15 protein-coding genes are annotated in these 22173 nt (G+C 38.5%); 11 read left to right on the top strand and 4 right to left on the bottom strand.

Features of this window, described 5'->3' with window-relative positions; all coding sequences use genetic code 11:
* Nucleotides 1-173: 173 nt before the first annotated feature.
* Entirely contained in the window at nt 174-569 is a 396-nt protein-coding gene (locus QWZ01_RS10415) for a hypothetical protein (protein WP_290323254.1), read from the bottom strand.
* Between the two features lie 1004 nt (nt 570-1573).
* On the bottom strand, nt 1574-4216 hold the full coding sequence (locus QWZ01_RS10410) for a TonB-dependent receptor (protein WP_290323253.1): 2643 nt from the start codon (nt 4214-4216) through the stop codon (nt 1574-1576).
* 1062 nt (nt 4217-5278) lie between these two features.
* Between QWZ01_RS10410 and QWZ01_RS10405 the strand changes: the two genes are divergently transcribed.
* Nucleotides 5279-5833, top strand: a complete 555-nt coding sequence (locus QWZ01_RS10405) for a hypothetical protein (protein WP_290323252.1) — start codon at nt 5279-5281, stop codon at nt 5831-5833.
* 564 nt (nt 5834-6397) lie between these two features.
* Here QWZ01_RS10405 and QWZ01_RS10400 read toward each other — a convergent pair.
* Nucleotides 6398-7036 carry a nucleotidyltransferase family protein gene (locus tag QWZ01_RS10400; protein WP_290323251.1) on the bottom strand — a complete coding sequence of 213 codons (639 nt, stop codon included), beginning with the start codon at nt 7034-7036 and terminating at the stop codon, nt 6398-6400.
* A gap of 17 nt (nt 7037-7053) precedes the next feature.
* Nucleotides 7054-8007 (bottom strand): polysaccharide biosynthesis protein, encoded by a 954-nt coding sequence (locus QWZ01_RS10395; RefSeq protein WP_290323250.1) that lies wholly within the window; start codon nt 8005-8007, stop codon nt 7054-7056.
* A gap of 268 nt (nt 8008-8275) precedes the next feature.
* On the opposite strand from QWZ01_RS10395, the gene QWZ01_RS10390 reads away from it, so the two are divergent.
* From QWZ01_RS10390 to QWZ01_RS10345, 10 genes are all read left to right on the top strand, one after another.
* Nucleotides 8276-9502 carry a LicD family protein gene (locus QWZ01_RS10390; RefSeq protein WP_290323249.1) on the top strand — a complete coding sequence of 409 codons (1227 nt, stop codon included), beginning with the start codon at nt 8276-8278 and terminating at the stop codon, nt 9500-9502.
* Nucleotides 9503-9604: 102 nt separating this feature from the next.
* Nucleotides 9605-12034 carry an outer membrane beta-barrel family protein gene (locus QWZ01_RS10385; RefSeq protein ID WP_290323248.1) on the top strand — a complete coding sequence of 810 codons (2430 nt, stop codon included), beginning with the start codon at nt 9605-9607 and terminating at the stop codon, nt 12032-12034.
* A gap of 68 nt (nt 12035-12102) precedes the next feature.
* On the top strand, nt 12103-12300 hold the full coding sequence (locus QWZ01_RS10380) for a hypothetical protein (RefSeq protein WP_290323247.1): 198 nt from the start codon (nt 12103-12105) through the stop codon (nt 12298-12300).
* A gap of 331 nt (nt 12301-12631) precedes the next feature.
* Nucleotides 12632-12826: a hypothetical protein gene (locus tag QWZ01_RS10375; protein ID WP_290323246.1), complete on the top strand. Its 195-nt coding sequence runs from the start codon at nt 12632-12634 to the stop codon at nt 12824-12826.
* Nucleotides 12827-13637: 811 nt separating this feature from the next.
* The gene (locus QWZ01_RS10370; protein ID WP_290323245.1) at nt 13638-13835 is read left to right on the top strand and encodes a hypothetical protein; all 198 of its coding nucleotides are present in this window, start codon (nt 13638-13640) and stop codon (nt 13833-13835) included.
* Between the two features lie 178 nt (nt 13836-14013).
* Nucleotides 14014-15321: a radical SAM/SPASM domain-containing protein gene (locus QWZ01_RS10365; RefSeq protein ID WP_290323244.1), complete on the top strand. Its 1308-nt coding sequence runs from the start codon at nt 14014-14016 to the stop codon at nt 15319-15321.
* Entirely contained in the window at nt 15257-17527 is a 2271-nt protein-coding gene (locus tag QWZ01_RS10360) for a peptidase domain-containing ABC transporter (protein ID WP_290323243.1), read from the top strand. The genes QWZ01_RS10365 and QWZ01_RS10360 overlap by 65 nt, the downstream gene beginning before the upstream one ends.
* Nucleotides 17528-17649: 122 nt before the next feature.
* The gene (locus QWZ01_RS10355) at nt 17650-18969 is read left to right on the top strand and encodes a glycosyltransferase family 25 protein (RefSeq protein ID WP_290323242.1); all 1320 of its coding nucleotides are present in this window, start codon (nt 17650-17652) and stop codon (nt 18967-18969) included.
* Nucleotides 18970-19774: 805 nt separating this feature from the next.
* Entirely contained in the window at nt 19775-21925 is a 2151-nt protein-coding gene (locus QWZ01_RS10350) for an NHL repeat-containing protein (protein WP_290323241.1), read from the top strand.
* A gap of 1 nt (nt 21926) precedes the next feature.
* Nucleotides 21927-22154, top strand: a complete 228-nt coding sequence (locus QWZ01_RS10345; RefSeq protein WP_290323240.1) for a hypothetical protein — start codon at nt 21927-21929, stop codon at nt 22152-22154.
* Nucleotides 22155-22173 lie beyond the last annotated feature (19 nt).

The following is a 22173-nucleotide window of genomic DNA, read 5'->3' as shown; positions in this document are numbered from 1 at the left end:
ATTTAGATAAATGGTTATTGTAAGATTGTTTATTCAGGTTCTGGATTATATTTAACGTCACAGTTCACCTCAAACATTTTTTGAGAAATGAAGACGGGACTTAGGAAAAGCCGGACTAATTAAGCCGAGAAAATCAATGTTTTTACGGTGCGGATTATATTGTTTCAGGCAAACTAGTTAGTCATATATGTTCTCAGATAAGAAACCTTTCCGTCTAAACCGTTATGATAGTGACTGGTGACCTTAACATAGTCATCTTCATACGATTGTTCAAATGTATCAAGCCGATAAACGTCAGTTGCGGGTATCGGCTTTTTGATAAGTATTTCAACCCAATCGTCGTCTGTTTCCGCCGATGGACTGTCGAAAAAAATTAATGAACGGCCAGCAAGCATTCCGTTGAATTCCAATGAACGGGCTTGATCATTTTGTGGCAGATTATCAGCTGCTGTAAGCTGATCGCTATCATTGTAAAAAAAGTCATGGATGAATTTGTCAAAAAAGCTAGAATCGAATCTGTGATCCCAACCTGCAGTAATCGCACCGGAAATTCTTCCACCGGAAATCACATCCTGGGAACCATTGTTCCCTTGAAATAATAAGATCTGGAAACCCGAATAAGTGTTACCGGGCTTGGCATTCGCAAAAAAAATGCCCGTAAGCTATGGAACCGCCACCACCCGGAGGGCTGCATGGGTCACATGGTTGAAGATTCATCGTTTGCACCTGAGCTTGAAGCGTTTGTCCAAAAAGCAAGCCACCGGCTAGAAGTAATAAGGATAAGAGTGATTTCATAGTAGTAAGATTTAAGTTGTAATGTATAAAAAGGATATATTTATAATATATATTCCACATAGCATAAGTAACAATACATATTATTCGTCTGATTGAATACTATGTATGTAAAGTGATTTGATATTTTTATTCGATATTCATAAGAACAGATTATTGCATCAGCTGTAAAAAAGACATTCACGCTTGATCAATTTTGTAGATCCCGCAATACTCCGGACAACAGACCTCCTTTCATGAATAATTTTCGACAATTAATATAATTATTTGTAAATCAGATTATTAAAATAAGGTGTCTTTAATTGCTATATATGCTATGTGGCGATATTCTGCTATCTAATAGCCGATCTGCTGAATAAAAATTAACAATCAAAGCTGAAGTGATTTGGGTGAACGGTTCTGGTAAGGCTATTACGGAGCCAAAAAATAAGTGTTTCAATTGTGATATGATTTCGTTGGTGTCGCGAAGATAATATTTGGTATTGGAACTTACTAATAAATATTAAAATATTCTTTCGGCAAATAAACATACCTCGTCTTTTATTGACATTTAGTAAAAAACAGATAACGAAAGGAAACTTATGGGGCTTGATTTTTTGGACCGATCCGAGGCAGCATGGCTCCCGAAAAGACAAAAAACGATTATGCTTATTAAGCATCCGAATGAATTACGGTGTTCTTACGTTAATTAAAAGTAACATAAATACGAGTCGCATGAAGTCAAGTAACTGAAAGATTTTTTAAGGAGAGCTAATGTTGAAATTAAATAAAGTCTGGCAGTTTATTTATGACGGGCGAACTTACTAAACTTATAATTCATGCCCAAAGTGAAAAACCTGGTTATATAGGTTGTCTTATTGTTAACTATACTATTACCAATCATCGTTTGGCTTATTCTATTAGCTTGATTCAAAATATCGGTAGCCTGCAGGCGCAGGGAAAGTTGTTGTTGTTCTAAGAATTGTTGGTTAATAGATGCGTTAATTATCAAGGGATTGTTGGCTTCGATATTGGTATAGCCACGAATTAGGCTTTTGTTAACTTCTGTAATTAAAAAGTTATGGGGGAATAATGTCAGATTTTCGTTCAGAGAAAAGCTCCAGCTTTGCACAATACTTAAAAGACCCTGGCCAATTTGATATTTATTAAGGGAACGGGAATAGGTAACCCTAATGTCAGTATTTGTACGACCAAGTTTGCCAACTGTCTTTATTGTCTGCGAAAAATTATGTCCGTAGTTGAAAGCTTTGGTATTATCCGTGTAAATAACTTGCCTGGTCGCATCCAAACTACCGGAAATACTGGTTGATAAACTTAGCTTACTGAATTTCATAGGAATCGAATATCCATAATTCCCCCCCAACCGGTATGAACCGTTCGCATTCACAAAGCTTGTCAATTGTTTTGGTACATTTAAAGTGTCCATAACAATTAAGGTATTGTTAACAATCTTGTTTTGCATTACCGAAGCTGATAAGCCGGCATTTAAATATTGGTGCGACTTTTCACCGAAATATCGAAAATTTATGTTAAGGATATGATTGAACTCCGGTTTTAAATTAGGATTTCCAATTACCAGATTTTGCAGATTTCTGATATCCTGTACTGGTCGTAATTCATCGACTGAGGGGGCACGGCTACTTCCGGAATAGGTAAAATTCAAACCAAAAGACGAGGTAGGGTTAAAGTTTAGGCTTGATGTTGGTGAAAAATTATAATTCCGTTGGCTAATCTTGTCAACACGTGATCCATAGATCCCTGAAAGTGAATTTTCTTGTAAACTCAAGCCATTACTGAGACTAAATTTTTTGGCCCTGAAATTATAACTGGCATCGATTCTTTGAGTGGTAAAAAGATTGTCAGAGCTTTGACTGAGAGAATCAATCCTTAGCAATTTTCGCTGAGGTAAATTTACCTCCGTTAAAATTCCAGTATTTTGATTGACTGATGAAAATTCATAACTTAAGTTCAAGGTACTTTTCTCTGATAGCGGTTCACTGTAATTTAAAGTCAGGTTTGTTGAAAACGACTTTGACCTGTTGGTTATGAAATTATTCAAGATCGAATCCGTCAAAAAGTTTCCGAGAGTGTCATTATAAATGATATTCCTGTACAACTGCTGAGTGTTATTGACCTGGTTGCTTCTCCCCTGAAAACTCATGGTGATTACCCTTCCTGATTTCCCGAGCCGCCTACCTAAGGTTACATCAATATTCTGTGTAAAGGCCCGGTTGTTACTCAAGTCGCTCGAGATCAGACTCTGATTAATAAGCCCGCTTTGGACTGAATGAGATGCAGAGCTGCCTTTGGAAATATTTCTGTCCAGAACGAAATTTATTTTTAAATAAGTTGCCTTATCAGGATCGTATCTCAAGCTGAAATTAAGATTATTTGTGCCATTGTTCCCCGTGGACGAATTTTGGATATCATTTCTGATTACGCCCATTGAATTTACGGTTTCCGAAAAACTATTATTTTGCGCACCTGATTTGGCATCTGTAAATCCGTAACCGCCCGCGATTTTCAAATGAGGCCCGGCCTGATCAGCATAATATAAATTAGCCCTAATCGTAACATTAGTACCGACAGTGCTGGATGATGTTTTTAGATCAGCGGTAGCAGAAAGTTGTTTGGGGCCCTTCCAATAATTGGCACTTACACCTGCGCCAAATTGCTCGTTTGTACCTGCATCAGCTGTAACACTTCCAAAAATCCCCTTGTTCATTCCGGGTTTTGTCACCAGGTTAAGTTGCTTGGATGCTGTACCTTTTTTGATTCCGGAAAAGGCTGCCTCTTCCCCGTAATCATTGACAATTTGAACTTTGGAAAAAATGCCGGCGGGTAATTGCCTGACAAACTCACGAACGTCCCCCGTAAAAAAATCCTGGCCGTCTATGCGAAGTTTCTGAACCGGTTTTCCTTCTGCGGTCAAATTTCCATCCTTGTCCAGCTCCAAACCAGGTAGTTTCTTTAATAGCTCCTGAACAACATCACTATCGTCAACGCTAAAAGACGAGACATTGTACTCCGTGGTATCTATCTTATAAACTACAGGTTTAACCTTATACCGAATCAGGACCTCTTTAAGTTCCTTTGCGAAAATATTTAGCTTAATGGGTTCAAGAATGATGTCTCCGCTTTGTTCAGAAATACTGATAAGTCTGCTAAATTCTTTAAGTCCAACATAACTGACGTTTAATCGGATTTCTGCTGAGAATTTAAAGGAAAAACTGAAAGCTCCATCAACACCACTCCGTGTTTTTAGCGTATCACTTTTGTTTAATAGCACCACGTTAGCGCCATTTATTGGAACATATGCACTATCCACTACAGTACCGGTAAGCTTAATGAAGTTTTGTGCGAATACCTGAAAGGAAGATGTCAACAAGCAAACAGATACCACCAACAAAAATTTATAGTACATATATAGGTCAAAGGTTTAGGTAGAAGGATGGCTTAATAGTGACTCGATGATAATTTTATCAACCGGCTACTGGATGGTAAAAACCCGAAATGATCCTGAAGTTTTTAATATAGAAGTGACACTTACATTAAACAATTACCATATTCAAGATCGAAAGACATTCAACAATTATTTTATCGATTACACTTATTTTCATTAATCTGATGACTTTATCTGCTTAGAATATGAAATGGGGGTTCTACTCGTTTCATATAAACGCACTGGATATCGCTGTTAACAATTTTGGCAAAAATAATATAGAATTTCGAAAAAAGAATTATTTAATACAAGGAGTTATGTTTTTTATTACATAGCTTATTAGAATTCCATCAAAAAGATAAAGTCACAGCGATAAATATCAATTACTTGAATCTTAAAATTAACTAATAGTTATTTTTTCGTTATAAAACTTTTTAGCATCTGTTGTTATATTTGACAGCCCGATAGTCATACTGTCTCTAATCAGAAGACCAATAGCCTCCAAATCAGGTAAGTAAATACATTTCGCCAGTAATTTATAATATGTGGAAATTTGCATGGCTTCGTAAAAAAACACGTTTTCAGAGTACATGGCATATAATTGTGCTTCTTTTTTACGAAATTTATTGTGGACTCAGCTCAAATTTAGGATCCTTGGTCATTTCCATTACCAGGTTAGGTTCAATTAGAAATGAGAGATGATTTATCAAAGATGATTATAAAATTATCTTAAACACGAAAAATACGTGTGAAACAGAATTTTATTTATTAACTTTGTGTTAATATTGTATTTGAATTAATCTAAACTATTATAAGGTCTAAATATCAGTATATCGTTATAAATTATAATTATGATATACACTAAGCTAACTTATCAGTATCTATGTTTTTCACTTTATATTTCACAAATCGAATAAAATCATCTGTATTATTATATACTTTAAGGATGGGGTTTTTGGATAACGCTTTCTCCTGATTTAACTAATTCCTCTTTTCCAGCTTGCTATAAAATCACATTAACTTATCTTAATACTAAAACACTGAATGAAATCTACATTAAAATTACTATCTGCAGCGGTTATTTTTATTTTATCTATGACTTGTTTGAACGTAAAGGTTAACGCCCAAACTATCTCAAAAGGAGTATTTCGTATGGGAATCGGCGCTGATGGCTTAGTGCCTGTGGGAGATTTGAAGAATGCTGTTAATTTCGGTTTGGGGGTAACTCCAAGGTTGCAATATGGCTTAACAAAAGATCTGGCTTTGACTTTTACTACAGGTTATTATCATTTTTTTACAAAAGACATATATATCCAGGACGGATTGGGTGCCGGTCTGCCGATCGAAAATTCACTGGAAATCATTCCTGTAAAAGCAGGACTAAAAGCCTTTGTAATACCAAATTTTTACATTGCCGGTGAAATCGGCCTTGGGTTAGAAGTTCAGGACGGTGGAGGCCCGGCAGATCTACTCTTATCTCCAGGATTCGGTTATGCTTCGAAGCATTGGGATTTTGGAGCGCGATATGAAAATTTATCCGAACAAGGGCATTCTGTTGGAATGTTCGGATTGAGAGTGGCTTACGGATTTGGTTTATAAACAACCGCCCGGTTTACAATGGTGAAGAAAGAGTTTTCTTTCAAGTCCTAAGCATCGATTTATCTTACTTTGTTTAACCAATAGCAAAGCTGGATATTCCGGAAACGTTGATCAATGCGTTCCGCGAAACAGTTGATGGAGTTCCGTTACGCTTGGATCATCCCGGCGGATGCCAAGTCAAAATGGAGTAAAAACCCGTAAATTATATAGATTTGCGGGTTTTTTTTGTTTTTATTCCCACCAAAAAACACCAATCAGTATCAAGGAAGATGTGAGCAATTGCATGAGTAAATTCAATGTTTTACATTTATTTATAGAGATAGATTTAACTAAGTATAAATCGATTAATTAAGTCATTTATTTTGATTGCTTTTGATGGGTTTTAACCCCTCTTTTTTTGCATAAAATTCATGACCTGCGTCAATGATTATCAAGTAAAATTAAAATGGATCGATATGAGGAGCAGTAATACATTTGGTATTCAGTTTGTAATCAGGCAGTCCAAGCTAATATGGGCTTATCTGATCTTTGACACCAGGTCTACGGCGGAAATCGGACCGTCATTCAAGTGTTGGCTTCATTAAATTGCCGGATCGTATTTACTGAATACCAGTTGTAAGGATAAATGCTTGAATAAGATAGTTTTTCTAATCGGATAAGAGAATCCCATAGTTCATTGAAGTCATCCACCCTGCTTACCAGTCTATTGATGATCGCCGGGTTTAAAAGTTGAATGCCTGAGCAATATTGTTGAGAAATGTTCGTCCGGCCTAAGGAGGCGACAATATTATTTCCCCCAGTGATGTAATCCCCGTCAATACCTTTTACCGGTTTTACCGGAATAACCATACAAGGAGGCGAATTGAGCCTTAAGTATTCTGTTAAAATAAAATCTAGATCTAACCTGACTATATTGTCACAGGTAAGCACTAAGACTGGTTCATCCAAATGTTTCATTAACGTGTTAAATAGCCACCAGCAATTGCCCTGTCCGTCCGTATTAAAGACCAAGGATGCTCCTTCTTCAATGACATGCTTTGCCAGGGCTGCACCCTGGTATCCAACCGTTATCCCTATTGTCGGAATACGCGTCTTTAATTGAATCAGGGATTTGCTGATTAGCGTTTCACCTTCGATCTCAATCATCGGTTTGGGTATTGATGTGGTCATTGGCATCATGCGCAGACCTCTTCCACCTGCCATTATTAATGCGTAATTTATCATAATATGCCTTTGGCTTCATGCAGAATTATCTTTTCAATCTCGTCCCTGGTCAGCCTTTCTGCGGTATTGGTATCGACTTGATCTTTGATGCAACTAGTTGACTTTTGGTTATAATTAATTAGGTAATAGTGGTTATCGTTGATCGTTTCCTCGGATGTATAGTCCACCTCGGGAGCCCCTATCATAATTTCATCGACTTTTTCGCCTGTTCGTGCGCCTGTTTTTGTGAAGACGGCATCATGATTCAAGGCTGCGAATACTTCTAAAACATCCAGCATATAGGCATATTTCATCTTTTTTGCCAATATCCGGCCATGCAATATCCCAGCGTTGTCGATCGCGTCAATGACCATCTGACATGCCTCATCGATCGTGAACATAAATCTTCTCATATGGGAGCCGGTGCTTTCTATTACGCCTTTTTCGTCGAGCATTTGACGCCAAATAGGAAATACCGATCCGGTTGACCAGGCGATGTTGCCAAAGCGTAGACAAAAGAAGTTGGTCGCGCCCTTGCCATCCATTAATAAAAACAATTTCTCCATGATCGATTTTGATTTGGCGTACATCCCCGTAGATGGTGGACTTGCTTTGTCTGTAGATATGCCAATAACCAGTTTGATCTGCTTATCAATTGCTGCCCGGACGACATTTTGCGAACCCCGGATATTGATATCGATACATTCATTCGGAAACAGTTCCGAAAGGTCTACATATTTTGTAGCCGCCGCATGGATCACGATATCTGGTTTATAGAGTTCAAAGACCTCCCTTATCGCATCGATATGGGTGATATCCATCGGTACGACTTCGCAACCGGTCATTAACTTAGCTGCGTTATTTAAAAGATTGTTCCTTCCGGTTAGAATGATGCGATAGCCGTCCTTTAACTTTAAAGCAAGGCTTCTTCCCAAAAATCCGGTTCCACCGGTAAGTAAAATAGTTTTCATATATATATATTAGGCGGGGAGTGCTAAAGCATAATTATTATTGCCAATATATAACATACTGTCATATGCTGTGAAGTAGTAGTTATTATTTAATATAATAATAAATTAAACTTAATATTATCCCTGTTTAATGATATATGATTATTGGCTAGCTTCGGCGCTTGAACAGATAACGTATCAGCGTTGCATCTAATCTCTATATTAAATAATAAATGTATGATATAGAAATTATAGACTTTTGCTGGTCTTATTAATATTAATATTCTTCATGCAAATTTATATCATCAAAACCGGGCAGTTTAATGAAGCGTATCCATTGGCAAATGGTAAAGATCAAAGTTCGATGATTGAAATATCAACAGCTGATATGCGTCTTGATTCGCATTTGATCGATTACGATTACATGAAAAAAAGGTATAACATCAATATCTCCAATGAGGAAATACTGATATTTTTAAGCAATCGCCAGGCATGGCTTAAATTTCTCGAATCAAACGCTGAGCATTGTTTAGTTATGGAAGACAATGTTAAACTGTTGGGAGACCTGTTTGAAATCAGTAATTCAATATCATCCTTTGCAGAAGACTGGGATATTAGTTTTCCTTTTAATAAGCTTGAAGAAAAAGATATAAAAAAAGGGCAACCTTATTTCTTGAACTTCTACTGGGGGAGTAGTGTTTATTTTTTAAGCAGAAGCGGCGCTGAAAAGCTGCTGAGCATAAATGCGATAAAGCAACCCCTGGATGATGAAATCCTTTCCCTGACTCATACCGATACTTTAGAGACCTATTATGAACAAACAGCTTGGTTTCAAATTGAATTCGATAAAGCGTTGGTGCACAAGGGAAGAAATAGGGAAATTAAGGAAACTCTACTTCGGTATAACGCGTGGTCGGAACACAACAAAGAGCTGATTCGTAAGGCGTTAAATATCATTTCCTCGGTGGCATCGGAAGCAGGTGCGCGATTGATCCTGCACGGCGGATCGTTATTGGGATATGTGCGGCATGGACAGATACTTCCCTGGGATGATGATGTTGATTTAGGCATTGATGAAAATGATCTTGAAAAATTCGAGAACGCGATTATTAAAGATGGCAGATTAAAATGGATGGAGGGATTCGAAAACCATACGAATACTGTCTACTATAAACTTTGGCTGGAGGAGGGTGAAGAAATAACAGGTTTCCCTTATAAATTTCCATTTATAGACTTATGGTTATATAGGGGAGAACAAGATGATATCATTTTTCATAATGGAATTATGTTTCCTAATGCATTGAACAGTGGCTTTGAAAAAGTATTGTTCGAAGGCGCCCAATATAATATTCCCGGAAATAGTTTGGAATGTTTGGACAGCTGGTACACCGGTTGGCGAACACAGATCAAAGTCTATCCTTATTGTCACCGTCTGGAAGGATATACCAACAGACCCTTTAAAACGGACATAATTACAGATGAGCATGGCCGATTTGTCGATTATAAAACTTGCTGATATAATTTTCTAAAAAAAATCAACCACCGACGAAACACTCATGATACTATCCGGCATGCAATTACGCGTGTATCATGATGACCTACAGCATATACTTATACAATGAAAAACTACTTCGTTATTTTCTTTCTTTTTATGATTGGTTCCGTATTTGGACAGGCATCTATTCGGGGCAAAGTATTGACACCCTCCAAAGTGTCTTTAAAATACGCGACCGTGCAACTCAAAAAAGATTCTGCGATATTGTTTACAACGAGCACGGATAGTTCGGGAAGATACGAATTAGTTAACGTTAGTCCCGGCAGGTATACCATCAAGGGCTCCTATTTGACTTATGAGCCTGTCTACTTATCATTCAAACTGGTGAAAGACACGGTGATTAATATTGGCTTACAGGACTCATTAAGACAATTAAAAGAAGTGACGATACTCGCGCAACGGCCATCATTTGTGCGTAAAGACGACCGGTTTATTTTCACGCCAACCAATTTATTATCAAAAGGCAGCAATGCCCTGGAGGTGATGGAACATACACCTTTAATTAATTACGACAGAAATGGTGATAGGTTCTCGATCCTGAACAAAAAGGATCCGATTATCTATATCAATAATGTGAAAAGCAGCCTGCCTAAGCAAATGATCGTGGAGATGCTGAAAGCATTGCCTGCCGGAAATATTAAAAGCGTGGAGATCATTACAAATCCAGGGAGTGAATATGATGCCAACAGTACCAATGGCATTATCAATATTAATATCAAAAAGCAGCTGGATGAGGGTTGGCATGAAAACCTGTCCTTAGTGAGCCAGCAGGGGAAATATAACACATCGATCTTGAACGGCTCCGTGGCCTACCATAAAAATAAAATAACGGTACAGCTTATCCCGTTTATAAATGATAGTTATAATTATAATACTAAAGACAATGATTTTAGCTATGTTAATGGGCAAAATGAACAAATAACCAATAGCAATTACCGACGTTACCTGGTATTGGGCGGTGGATTAAATTTCGATTATGCTATCGACGAAAAAGATTTCCTGAGCTACAAAGGTTTCTTCTCTTCTGTAACCGGAAATTCAAATTCAGCTGCGCATGGCGAATATTTTAGTAAAAATACCGGTCCTGCAGACTCCGCGCAAACATCACCAACCAAAGGTCACGACACCTACATATACAATTTTGGTAATATCAATTACCATAGAATGATTGACACACTGGGAAAAAAGTACCTGGATTTCAATATAGATTATAATCAATATCAACAGGTCAATAATTACACTGGCTATTTTGATAAATTTGATAGTGATGGCAATTTTCTGAATGAGTACGGCGCTTACCAAAATCATTTGCCCCAACATTTCTTTAACCTGTCTGAAAAGCTGGAATTCGTCCAGCCCGTCATTAATAAAAGTACAACCTTAAGTACAGGTATACAATACAGCAATACGACAGTTCACAATGATCTTAGCTATAGAAATTTAAACTACGCCACCAGTGCTTATGTGATTAATGATTCATTAACAAACTCATTCAGCTACAAGGAAAATTATTTTGCCGCGTTTGCAAAACTCAGTACCAATTTTAATAAAAGGCTGAGTGCGTCTTTGGGGCTTCGGTTGGAAAGATCACATTACAGCACATCGGAAAATAATAAAGGCCTGTCCCTTGATACGACCTATTCAAACCTGTTTCCAAGTTTTTCCTTAAGCTACTCGCCCGATCAATCTGATCAATTCGGAATAAGTTTTACGCGAAAAATAAACAGGCCCAACATCGCTTTGCTTTTTCCGGGCAGGACATATGTTACCAGCAACTATTTTACTCAAAATAACCCCTTCTTATTACCCATTATATATAACAATGCGGAGTTCACCTATACCTTAAAGAACCAGTATAATTTTATAATAGATTACTCGCATGGTGCCAATAACTATGGCAATTTTACTATTCCTGTCGAAGAGGATGGTACGAACCAGGTGAAAAATACTTACCTCAATTATGGATCATCCGATAGCTACGATTTTACAATAAACCTTAACCAGACCATAATTAAAAAAATATGGGACAGCCATTTAACGCCTTCCGTGGATTATTCATTATACCATAGCAAGACCGCGCTTCTTCCTGAATCAATTACAAACGTTAGCTTTCATCTGACTTTTGACAATTCCTTTTACCTATCCCAGAAACATAACCTTACCGGTTCACTAACATTTAATTACAGCACCCCATATCAGGATATCAGTGTTAAAAGAACCAATCCAAGTTCACATCTTGATTTTGGGTTGAGAAAGGCAATTGGCAAATATAGTTCCATATCCTTATATGTCTATGATATCTATGCCGGTAGCGCTGTTATAAAAGAATTTCAAACACCTAACGCGTTCATCAGTAGCAATTATATTAAGTATAACTCGTACTCACGGTCAATTTCTTTATCATTCCGAAGCAGCTTCGGGAACGCGAAGACAAAATCTACCAAAAGCCGGGGTACCGCGAATAATGAGTTAAGACAAAGGGCAGGTAATTAATCGCCCCTAAAGGCCGGATCCCGAAAAGCCTATATCAAACAGAGTAGGGTAAACTTAATTGACTAAAAATGAAAAAGTTAAAATTAAGCTTTGACAATTTTGAAGTTCTTACAGAAAGCGCCGATGGAAAATTGGTTAGCGGTTTTTCCGACGCGTTTTTTGGAGATGCTTTGATGCAACTGGGGGGCAGCGGAAACAACAATAATGCCCTGGGTTGCACCAACAACTGTAATGGTGGCAATTGTGTTTCTGGATGCGGCGGGTAACTTACAGTTAAAAGCAGAGGCAGTGACCATGAGAAATTATTGTCTCTGCTTTTCTTCATAAATAACATTAATAACCACATAGGGTGGGGTAGGCCGTGCGGATATACCGGTGATCGAACATCTAGTGGTGAAAACAGCGGGTACAGGCATATAGGCGCGCTATCGCTATTACCTCCGGAAGCAGCATTGGAGCCTCGGAATCCAAAGCTGACAAATGCCCGGGCACTGCCCAAGATGAGTTAAGACAAAGGGCAGGTAATGAAATGCCCCTAAAGGCCAGATCCCGAAAAGCCTACATTAAACAGAGTAGGGAAAATATAAGTAACCTAAAATGAAAAAGTTAAAATTAAGCTTTGACAATTTCGAAATTCTTTCAGAAAACTCGGAGGGGAAATTAGTAAGTGGTTTTTCCGACGCTTTTTTTGGAGACGCTTTAATGCAATTCGGCGGGGGCAGCAACAATAACAATGTGAGCTGCACCAACAATTGTGCCGGCGGTAATTGCATTTCGGGATGTGGCGGCTAAATTAAAACGCAGAGCCAGTAACCCTATAGCAGTTACCGGCTCTGTTTTTTAGGTTACCTGAATGATCAAGTGTACACACGCCTGGTTTTTATTACCCTCAGAAGCAGCTTTAGAAACGCGAAGAAAAATCGACCCCAAGCCGACCTGCTGCAAATAAAATTTAAGACCAAGGGCAGGTATGAATTGCCCCTAAAAGGCCAAATCCCGAAAAGCCTATATTCAACAGAGTAGGGGAAACTTAATTAGCTTAAATGAAAAAGTTAAAATTAAGCTTTGACAATTTTGAAGTTCTTTCAGCAGATTCGGAAGGAAAATTAATAAGCGGTTTTTCCGATACTTTTTTTTTGGGGATGCTTTGATGCAATTCGGTGGGGGCAGCGGAAACACGAGCAATTCTGGCTGCACCAACAATTGTGCCGGAGGAAATTGCATCGCTGGCTGCGGTGGCTAAATTTAAGGCAAACAGAGACAGCAACCATCAATTGGTTACTGTCTCTTGGTTACTGTCTCTGTTTGCCTTGGCGCTAAGCTACTCTTATCTATGCGTATGAACGATATTGATTATCCAATCCATATAACAGGACGGATAGCGTAAACATCGGCTATTGATCATGATATCAATGAGCATAGGTCGATACATTCGGTTTTATACGGTTCATGCGCTGCTTTGGGAACTTGAAGACAAGGTCAGCCAGGGCCGGTAGCCATGATGAATGAGCGAAAAAAAAGGACGAATAATGAATCGCCCCTAAAGGCCGGATCCCGAAAAGCCTATATTAAACAGAGTAGGGGGAAGTTAAATTAACTTAAAATGAAAAAGTTAAAATTAAGCTTTGACAATTTTGAAGTACTCTCGGAAGACGCGGAAGGAAAATTAGTAAGTGGTTTTTCGGATGCGTTTTTTGGAGATGCTTTGATGCAGTTTGGTGGGGGTAGCGGCAACACGAGCAATGACAAGTGCACCAACAATTGTGCCGGGGGGAATTGCATTTCCGGATGCGGTAATTAGCTTAATCGCATGGACAGTAACTATCTAGAAGTTACTGTCTGTGTTTCTATGCCGATGAACACGTAGTTCTAAGAAGAAACGAACAAGCGGGAGGTTTGTCAACGGTCCTTTAGCTCCTGTTCCCTTTCTGCAATGACTACTTGAATAACAATATTTCAAGATACAAAAAATTAAAATTATGAAATTTAGTCAATTTAACGCTGTTCTTCCCTACGGGGAGAAATACGCACTATATAACGCCTTTACTCAAAAAGTTATTTTCATGGAAGGTGTTCTTAACGACCTTTTGCAAGCGGCTGTTGTGGAGGGTGTAGATGAATTACACGAAGTGCATCCAACATTTTATCAATATCTGAAAGATCAATCATTTCTTGTCGATAATGATGTTGATGAAGTAGATAAAGTAAAAAAGCTTAGCAAAAGCTATGATGAAAACTTGAATAGTTTTTGGTTAACGGTAAATCCCAGCATGAATTGCAACTTCAAATGCTGGTATTGCTATGAAACGCATGTTAAAAGCTCCCGCCTCAACTCGGAAATGATAGGTAAAATAAACATGTTTATTGAAAAAACAGCCGCTAAACCGGGGATGAGATATTTTCCGCTTTCGTTTTTTGGAGGTGAGCCATTGCTTTACTTTAAGAAGGAAGTGACGCCCATTATTGACGCTTATGTTGACGCTTGCAGGCTACATCAAATAAAACCTAGTGTCTCTTTTACTACAAACGGATATTTAATTGATGAAGAATTCATCAGTTATTTTAAGAATAAAGGTATTTCATGCAGTCTTCAGATCACTTTAGACGGCTATAAAGAACAGCACGATCTAGTAAGGTTTGTGAGTGCCAACAAAGGCTCTTATGACCAGATCATAGCGAATATAAAACTATTGGTTACCAATGGCTTTTTTGTACGCATACGTATCAATTATACGGATAAAAACGTAGTGGGCACTTACCAGATCGCACAGGAATTTGTTGAACTGGGAAGTGAAATTATCGAGAAACATTTGTTGATTGACTACCAGAGGGTATGGCAGAATGACCAGATCGATAATACTTTTCATGTGGTCAACGAAAATGCTGACAAGATCGCTGAAACCGGGATAACAGTAACAACTACTTATTCGCCGGATAATGTTAAGAACTCTTGCTATGCGGACAAGCGGAACAGCGCGGTGATCAATTATAATGGCGACATTTTTAAATGTACTGCCAGGGATTTTACCACGGTAAAAAGAGCAGGATACCTTACCGACAAAGGCACCTTGTTTTGGGAAAATGATTACTTGGAAAGGAGAATGAACGCGAAGTTTAATAACAAGCCATGCCTGACCTGCAAAATCATGCCTCTTTGCAATGGCGGTTGCTCTCAACACGCCATGGAACACATAGAGTCCGGACAGGATTATTGTGTTCATCATGGAGATGAGAATGAAAAAATGCGCATTGTCAAAACCAAAATTGATGAAATTGTCGGGGCATAAAAATAAACTGAAGTTTTTTCATCAATTGGAGGGTTCGGATTGTGGTCCGGCTTGCCTGGCAATGGTTACTTCATATCACCAGAAAAAGTACTCTGTCAAAGATATCAAGCGAGTTTGTTCAGTCACGAGAACGGGCGTGACCGTCCAGGATATTGTAAACGGAGCGCGAAAATTAGGATTTGAGTCAGTCGGTATCAAGGCAACATTGGCTGAATTAGAAGACGTTCCGTTACCGTCGATCTTATTTTGGAAGCAAAATCATTTTGTGGTTTTATACGACGTGGTAAAGTCTAAGGATGATGTTTGTACCTATTACCTAGCGGATCCGGGTTATGGAAAAATCAGGCTGGACAGGGATACCTTGACAAAAGGCTGGCTAGGAACCAATACACAGGGAATCGCCATACTCATCAATCCTCCTGAGCAAGGTTTTACAGCAGACCTCAGGCCGGATCCTGTTGTAAGGTTTTACAAGGAAGAGTTCATTCAATCTATCTTCCGGTTCATCGGCCTGCACAGATGGAAATATATTTTTTCATTTATCCTGACGGTACTGGGATTAATTACCAACTGGGCAATCCCAATCGTCTTTCAACAAACGATAGACAAAGGCATCGGCACCAAATCATTACACATTGTCTGGGTGCTATTGCTCGCCCAGCTGGCATTGTTCCTGGGAAATTTTGTTTCCCAGACTTTCAGTACATTAATCCGTACCAAGGTGAATTTCAAGCTTAGCGTTTCTCTGAAGGAGAATTTTTTAAACAAATTGATGAGGCTGCCTATAACCTACTTTGATACCCGGATGAACGCCGAAACTTTACAACGGTTGGGAGACCAGGGCAAGATCCAAACTTTTGTAACCTGGCGCGGATCAGATATTATCTTGAGCATTATCAATATCATCGCTTTCAGTATTATTCTAGGCAATATCAATAAGTATGTATTTTTGATCTTTTTTTTATTAAGCATAATCTCAGTTGTCTGGGTGAGCTTTTTCTTTAAAATCAGAAAAGCGTTGGAATATTCTCTCTTTTTGCGGCAGTCGGAGAATAGCAACAGCTTATATGAGTTCATCATGAACATGCCCGAAATCAAAATAAATAATGCACAGAACACGATTATTTCTAAACTGACAACCCTTCAGGAAAAATTGAATGAAATAGAACTGCGTTCTCTTTTTCTCAATATGTATCAGAATGCCGGCATTTCATTTCTTTCAAAGTTGAAGGAACTTATCGCCATCGCGTTATGCGCTTTTTTGATTATTAAAGGAGAACTTACCATAGGGGCGTTGTTGAGTATCTCCTATATATTGGGGCAATTAGCCTCCCCGATTACGGGTTTAGTGAGCTATTTAAAAGATGCGCAGGATGCAGATATGGCCCAAAAAAGGATCAACGAGGTTTACTTAGAAAAAGATGAAAATGATGCGAGCAGAATATCCGTGCCCACGGAGATAGAAAAAATTGCGGTTGAAAACGTTACCTTCAAATATCCGGGTTCTTTTAATCCTTTCGTACTCCATGATATTTCCTTTGAGATCCCCAAAAATAAAGTCACTGCGATCGTGGGTGCTAGCGGGAGCGGAAAGACAACTTTATTAAAGCTTTTATTATCTTATTACAACCCCTCAAAAGGCAATATTCGCATTAATGATAGCGCGCTTTCATCCATAAATAGCGAAGCGTGGAGAAAGAGGTGTGGGACAGTGCTACAAGACGGACATATTTTTGCAGGAACTATAGCGGAAAATATTGCCTTAGCTGATTTAACCATAGATTCAGAACGCGTCATGCACGCCGCGAAGGTAGCTTGCATCCACGATTTTATTTACGGTCTGCCCATGAGGTATAATACAAAAGTAGGCTCAGTAGGCATTCATTTAAGCGGTGGTCAAAAGCAAAGAATGTTGGTTGCGCGGGCAGTATATAGAAATCCGGAGTTTATATTTTTTGATGAAGCGACAAGTAGCCTGGATGCCAATAATGAAAAGCAAATCATGGAAAATCTGGAAACCTTTTTTCGGGGAAAGACGGTAATAATCATCGCACACCGGCTGAGCACTGTAAAAAATGCAGATCATATTATTGTTTTACATAAGGGTCAGATCGTAGAGCAAGGAAAGCATGAGTCTCTCGTAGATGCTAAAGGGGATTATTTTGAATTGGTTAGAAATCAATTGGAATTGGAAAAGTTATCTTAAAGTATTTGCGGATTGCAGGCAGTACATCGGGGAAAATTGTTCGTTTTTTGGACATGTTTCGGTAAAAAACCAAAGCATATGATCTGCAACAATGCGATGCAAATTACAATACCATTTGAACTATGAAGAACAAAATTATTGATACCTATATTATAAATCTAAGGAGTAGGATTGAAAGAAAGGAGCATATCTTAAACGAATTTAAAACACGTGAAGAATTTGCTGTAAACATAGTGGAGGCTTGCGAACACAAAATCGGTGCGGTCGGATTATGGAATAGTATAAAAAAGATCATCCGGGAGGCAGAAAGAAAGGAGCTTGAATATGTGTTAATATGCGAAGATGACCATCTGTTTACGAGTGATTACTCAAAAGATATTTTATTTGAGCGCATTGCTTATTCCATAGATAAAAACGCAGATATTTTATCAGGCGGTGTAAGCTGGTTTGAAGACGCATTATATATTGCTGATGGAATATTTTGGGTGAGAAAATTTTCGGGAGCCCAATTTACAATAATTTTTAAAAAATTTTATAGAATCATTTTGGAAGCCACATTTGAAGATACCGACGCTGCTGATTACAAAATGGGTACTTTGACAAATAATAAATTCTTTATTTATCCTTTTATTTCAGTTCAACAAGAATTTGGGTATTCTGATGTAACCGATAAGAATAATGAACCTGGTCACGTAGTAGACTTATTTAAAAGAAGTTCCGCAAGTGCGCTGGTAGTAAAAAGCATAAGAGAACGCTCCAAAAAAAGCATGGTGGATATGCCTTATAATGACACTTTCGAGAATATAACGATACCCACATATATTATTAATCTGCCGGAGAGTAGGGATAGGAGAAGGCACATCGAGCAGCAATTCGAAGGGAGATCAGAATTTGATGTCAAAATTATCGCGGCGGTCAAACATGAAATAGGTGCTGTTGGCTTATGGCTAAGCATTCGTAATGTAATTGAGATGGCCGTTGAGAACGACGATGACGTAATTATCATTTGCGAAGATGATCATGAGTTCACAATGGACTACACTAAGAATGCCTTACTGCAAAACATTATTACTGCCCATAAACAAAGAATAGATTATTTGTCTGGGGGCGCTGGAAATTTTGGACTAGCGATACCGGTTACCACCAATAGCTATTGGGTAAATCCCTGTTTTTCCACACAATTTATTGTCGTCTATAAGAGCCTTTTTCAAAAAATACTGAATCATCCATTTGATGAAAATGTAAGAGCAGATATTTTATTATCCAATATAACTTTCAATAAACTGATATTATATCCCTACATATCGACACAAAAAGATTTTGGTCATTCTTACGTTACGCCCATTCACAATAGCAGTAGGGATTTTGTGAAAAATATGTTTACCAATGCGGCAAACCGGTTAGAAGCAATTAAAACCGCTTATCTGAATTACGATCAATGAACCTGTTTACATCCGGACCAGTGTTAAGAGAATTTTAATCACTGTAGGACAGGTGGTTTGCTTATGATTTGACGAAAAGCATTATTTTATATTTTGTTTCCAACAATTTATTTCCACTCAACATCTTCACTTTTTCTTTTTCACTTGCTACCAAACGCTCATAAAGCTTTTTATTTTTTTCAACCAAATCCAACAGTTTTTCTAAAGGGCTGAAAGTACAAGGATAATTTTGTTCTTGATTAATTCTGTTACCATTAAAGTTATTAAAATATGTAAATCGATAAGCAAATCATACTTTATTGTAAACAATGTACCATATACAACCACGATTTAAATTTTTAAGTCAACTGAATAATTTAGCTTAGAAAAATAAGCTAACTGATTAACAATAGGTTGTATTAATAATAAGGCGAATGTTTAATATCTGCTTGCAAATCCCATTTCTTTAATGCTACTTTGCTAATATTATTAGTAATTCTTGTACGCCTTAATCATGAAACACAAAAATATCCTCACGATTTATATTTCCGGTTGAAAAGCTTTTTTTAAATATAATTAACTTTAAGTTAATTATAAAGTTTTATTATTGTTAAATATTCATTTATTACAAGTTATTGAAATGGTATTTAAAGTATTTCTATAGTGCAATTTTTGCATGTTGAAGTTGCCTTTTAATGAGAATTTTGAAGATCGCTAACAAATAACAGCAAATTGAAACTATAAGAAAACGTTCTTATGGTCTATTATTCATAACATTATAACAGTTATTATAACTGTATTTACCGAACCAAACACAGATCAATAGATGCCAAATAATACGTTCTCTTCAGGGCCAGTATTTTCAATCAGCGGAAGCAAATTCTTCCCAGGCCAACAAGTAAATTTTACTCTGTCATTTGAAAACCAGGACGATTTAAATCATATCAGCGCGACAGAATGGTATTTAAATAACATACCGGTACTCGACAATAATATATCTTCATTCAGCGCCTTGCTGGATTGTGGTGCCTACACTATTGGTGCCAGGGTACTGCGTAACGATGAATGGTCGACAATAAAACATCTGAGTTTTTCCACCTGTAAAGTACCGCTCGATACCAATATTTTTGGGCCAGATTCTGTAAAAGAAGGTGAAACAAGGGTTTACCGGGTATTCACAACTTTTACAGACGGCGGAATGGAAGAAATGACTGATGATTATACCTTCATTGCCGATTTTGGGGATTTTTCAGACAACAATTACACCGCGCCTCAAAACAATACCCTAAATGATAGCCGGCAGGCGACCATTACAGCGACAAAGAACGGTGCGGGCACCATTACCAAGGTAGTTAATATTATTGACTACACAGGAATCAACCTGACTTCCCTTGCAATTCAGGGACCAGACGAAGTCGATGAAGGTCAGACTGTCGATTATGTTATAATCGGAACCTATGCTAATGGGGCTATTACCGATTTCACAGATGATTATGTTTTTAGTTGCCCTGACGGCACGTTTTTAAATGGCAGCTTTCAGGCATCTGCGAATAATACAGTAAACGATTCCCGTCAGAGCACTATTGTAGCGTCCCGAGGAGGGATTCAGCGGCTCCGCAAGCAAATTACGATAAAGGATAAAACCCATTACACCTCGATTGATATTACAGGGCCTAGTATCGTTTACGAAGGCAGCAGCACCGAATATCACATAATCGGAAAACTGGGCGACGGCACTAATGAAGATATTACCGCACAATACTCATTTTCATGTACTAGGGGAACCTTTATAGGTTCAACACTGAGAGTGTCAGAAAATGATACGCCTGGAGATTCCAGGAACGCGGTAATTACCGCAAGCAAGGCAGGCAGTGCACCGCTGAGCAAGTCCATTATTATCAAAGACACCACCTCCGCTGTCGTCCCGGCCATGTGGGTTGAGGATCCCAGTCAGAGTTATTGTGAGGTAGAAATTGTCCAGCAAACAGTTATCAGCAAATTCGCTTCTCCTACTTCCCCAATCGTATCTGCAGATAACGAACTTTTTTACGTCGATCCGACGCTCGACGGCGTTATTTATTTTGACCCGAGGGCTTTAACAGACGGTAGCCTTGCGAACATCATCAGCATGGGTAAAGGGGCAAGACCGACCGGTTCATATTATCATGCACCATCAAACAGGTTATATGTAAACGCCTTTTTCAGCGGCGGCCTGACGGTGATCGATTGCGTCGCCAAAACCAAAGTGACAACGATTTCTTACGGAGAAGATACGGTTTATTCCAGGGGGAATGTCTATTACATTGCTGCATTGGACGAAATATGGGCGGTTGGTAACACCGGCTTCCTGCGGATTAATGCCCATACCGATGAACCCATTGCCAATACCAATTTTACTGCACAGGGCAGCGTGTACGTCACCCAGGTCAACAATAAGATTTATGTCTTTTTTGACAAGAATGGCAATATGGTCAAAGTATATGATACCAACCTGAACCTGCTGAAAACAATTACCGGGATACTGTCTGATATATTCATCGGTGGGGACTATGTATCCAGGGCTTATTATACCGACCTTCCTAATAATAAAATTTATCTGGGCGAAAGTTCAAAGGCCGGAGGAATTATCGTGATCGATACGGTGTCTGATACCCTGTTCAAGCGCATACGACTTGACAAAGAAGGCAAGACTTATGTAAGCCCTACCGTTATCGGTTTTCACCCGCTCCGAAACAGCATTTACATAGGCGGGGCGATACAGGATACCGCCGATGCTCCTTTTGCTCGTCTTTGGGCGCTTGACGCAGCCTCGGAGACCATTACTCAAACCATCAGCCCAACAATTAACAGTGGTATCGATGGGTTAATTTATTACCCGCCAAACAATAGTGTGTATGCATCCAGCTCCGGCAGGGTGCCGGAAAGCAATCCGAATACTAATCAATTAACAGACGGTATCATTTTTAAATTTAATTAATATGGCTACAGTAAATACAGGAAATGTAATAGTGGTAAGACTTAAACGGGTACGGGCTGACATAACGGACACAACCGATCCTCATTACCGGGAAGCCGTTGATGCCAACGGCGTTCCATGCAGAATTTCCGACCAGCTACAGGCTACTAAACCTAACATCCAGGGAGACGCGGACTATATAGCTCCTTATCAGAATTTAAACATGTGCCCTGTTGAACCACAGGGATAAACTTTATAACACGCAAAAC

The organism is Mucilaginibacter aquaedulcis, assembly GCF_030409325.1.
In the GTDB taxonomy this organism is placed as follows: Bacteria; Bacteroidota; Bacteroidia; order Sphingobacteriales; family Sphingobacteriaceae; genus Mucilaginibacter; species Mucilaginibacter aquaedulcis.
This window is presented reverse-complemented; position numbering and strand designations above follow the sequence as displayed.

Coding starts and splice junctions, on each gene's coding strand:
- QWZ01_RS10410 (WP_290323253.1), bottom strand. CDS start 4,216: ATGTACTATAAATTTTTGTTGGTGGTATCTGTTTGCTTGTTGACATCT.
- QWZ01_RS10405 (WP_290323252.1), top strand. CDS start 5,279: ATGAAATCTACATTAAAATTACTATCTGCAGCGGTTATTTTTATTTTA.
- QWZ01_RS10400 (WP_290323251.1), bottom strand. CDS start 7,036: ATGGCAGGTGGAAGAGGTCTGCGCATGATGCCAATGACCACATCAATA.
- QWZ01_RS10395 (WP_290323250.1), bottom strand. CDS start 8,007: ATGAAAACTATTTTACTTACCGGTGGAACCGGATTTTTGGGAAGAAGC.
- QWZ01_RS10390 (WP_290323249.1), top strand. CDS start 8,276: ATGCAAATTTATATCATCAAAACCGGGCAGTTTAATGAAGCGTATCCA.
- QWZ01_RS10385 (WP_290323248.1), top strand. CDS start 9,605: ATGAAAAACTACTTCGTTATTTTCTTTCTTTTTATGATTGGTTCCGTA.
- QWZ01_RS10380 (WP_290323247.1), top strand. CDS start 12,103: ATGAAAAAGTTAAAATTAAGCTTTGACAATTTTGAAGTTCTTACAGAA.
- QWZ01_RS10375 (WP_290323246.1), top strand. CDS start 12,632: ATGAAAAAGTTAAAATTAAGCTTTGACAATTTCGAAATTCTTTCAGAA.
- QWZ01_RS10370 (WP_290323245.1), top strand. CDS start 13,638: ATGAAAAAGTTAAAATTAAGCTTTGACAATTTTGAAGTACTCTCGGAA.
- QWZ01_RS10365 (WP_290323244.1), top strand. CDS start 14,014: ATGAAATTTAGTCAATTTAACGCTGTTCTTCCCTACGGGGAGAAATAC.
- QWZ01_RS10360 (WP_290323243.1), top strand. CDS start 15,257: ATGGAGATGAGAATGAAAAAATGCGCATTGTCAAAACCAAAATTGATG.
- QWZ01_RS10355 (WP_290323242.1), top strand. CDS start 17,650: ATGAAGAACAAAATTATTGATACCTATATTATAAATCTAAGGAGTAGG.
- QWZ01_RS10350 (WP_290323241.1), top strand. CDS start 19,775: ATGCCAAATAATACGTTCTCTTCAGGGCCAGTATTTTCAATCAGCGGA.
- QWZ01_RS10345 (WP_290323240.1), top strand. CDS start 21,927: ATGGCTACAGTAAATACAGGAAATGTAATAGTGGTAAGACTTAAACGG.